This window comes from Dubosiella newyorkensis (assembly GCF_001945605.1).
GTDB classification, from domain to species: Bacteria; Bacillota_I; Bacilli_A; order Erysipelotrichales; family Erysipelotrichaceae; genus Dubosiella; species Dubosiella newyorkensis.
Genome location: NZ_MPKA01000017.1, coordinates 1 through 2,036, shown reverse-complemented (window position 1 = coordinate 2,036; position 2,036 = coordinate 1). Strand labels below are relative to the sequence as shown.

Below are 2,036 nucleotides of genomic sequence, written 5' to 3'. Positions count from 1 at the left end.
AACAAGGGGCTGTTAAATTTCGACTGATTTTTCATCAGCGAGATTTACAGCCCCTTTTTCTATGCTTTTTATCTGATTCAATCCTGTTTTATGATGTGTTTTTCCGCTCAAGTCAATTTTTGAACGCACTGAAAAGAGCCAAAACTCAAAAAGACTGTTTATAATCTTTTTCAGATTTCGCTTTTCTGCTCCTTTAATTTTCCATAACGTTCGAGTTCTGGGCAACTCATCCGATTTCTGTTGTTTAATTTTCTGATATTGTGTCCCATGGCCACAATAAGCACCTCAAATTTTACGTTTTCCAGTCCCCGGCGTCTCAATCGGCTGTATCTGTAGTTTTCTTTAAGATCTCCGAAGGTTCCTTCCGCCTGAATGCTCCGGCTGACCATAATCTCATGTCCTGCATCTGAAGACATGTTCTCCCGGACTTTCGCCTTCATTCTCTCCAGTTCATGACAGATCTGAATGACACGGCCACCTTTTGCTTTTGTGCATCTGCTGCGAAGCGGACACTCCCGGCAATGGCTGCATCCATAGTAATCTGTCTTCCGCTGATAAAGTCCTGCATTCGATACGCCTGTCCGTTTCCATTCCATGATATGACCGGCAGGACAGACTGGCACACCTTCTTCGGTACGGCCGAAAGCCCAGGATCTGAACCTGTTTTTGTCTGTAATCTTCTGCTGCTCCTTGTTCTGTCCGGAATATTTCATCATCAGTTCGATGCCATGCTCTTCGCACCAGGAATAATTCTCAAAGCTTCCGTATCCCGCATCTGCCGGAACCATTTTCGGGTATTTTCCATACTGCTCACAGTAGGTCCCGATGGCAGGAATGAAGTCATGGATATCGTTGCAGTTCTGGGAAACATACACTGTCCGGATATAGCCGCTCCTGACTCCAAGCTGAATATTGTAGCCGGGTTTGAAAACATTGGTGTGGTTATAGTAGTCATATTTCATGTGCATGAAGGTCGCATCCGGATCCGTTTTTGAAAAGCTGTTGCGTCCGTCAGCGAGATCTTCGTAGACGGCATATCGAAGCAGCCGGACAGATACCTGCGCAAAATCATCGTGCAGTTTCTGAAGAGGATGTTTTCTGTGCCCTTTTCCAGTGACGATTTTAACGGCTGCGCGCTCTTCAAGCTGAGCAAACAGTGCGTCCAGCTCGAGAAGATAAGATGGATCCGGTTTTCTGAGAACAGATACCCGTTCCGGAAAGCCATTGGATGCAAGCCAGGCGTTCAGCTTCTCGCAGATCTCGATGAGGGATTTCCATGCGGAGGCCAGATATTTCTGAGTGGCCTTTGTCCAGACGAATGTCATCTTGTTGGCGTTGGCTTCAATTTTTGTTCCATCCAGATAAAGGACAGAAGAGTCTATCTGAGGATCATTCTGTTCGGCATAGCGGTTGAATTCCGTAAAGAGATCCTCCATGCATGGAGTAAGGCATTCCTTCTGAAAGCGGGAAATTGTACCGTAAGAAGGAGTTTCGCCATTGAAAAGGCAGAGCAGACGGATGTCGTGAGAATAAAGTTCTTCCTGCTGCCGCAAAGAGCAGTAGCCATAAAGAGTAAAAGAAATCAGAGCGGCTTTGAGCATGGCGTCTGCTGGGAAATGGCAGGCTGGCCAGGAGGCAAAAGAAGGATAAAGGGCAAGGTCGAGATAATCATCGACAAAGGAACTGACAGTAGTGAAGACAGAATCCATCTCAATATGAGGGAAGAGAGAATGGAGCAGTGGCAAACAGCCCTGAATCGAGTTATAGTGTGTTTGGTAATTTTGTTTATTAAGCATGAACATATTTTACCAAAAAAGGCACCTCATCCATTACGGATCAGGTGCCTCTTTTTATTTTTGGACTGTCAGAAATTTAACAGCCCCTTTTTTAAGTTCACAGAGAGAATTGATTCTTTACAGAGCTTTCATACAAAAGTTCTCGAACATTTTCAGCTTGCAGATTCAAGCATTGAATGTTAAATATTAAATTTTAAACGTTGTATTCAGATTTTCTGTTTTCCAAACCGGAAGAGTCAA

At 44.5% G+C, this 2,036-nt stretch carries 1 protein-coding gene; it reads right to left on the bottom strand.

From position 1 onward, the window contains the following. Nucleotides 1–170: 170 nt before the first annotated feature. Nucleotides 171–1,796 carry a transposase gene (locus BO225_RS00255; protein ID WP_158023758.1) on the bottom strand — a complete coding sequence of 542 codons (1,626 nt, stop codon included), beginning with the start codon at nucleotides 1,794–1,796 and terminating at the stop codon, nucleotides 171–173. Nucleotides 1,797–2,036 lie beyond the last annotated feature (240 nt).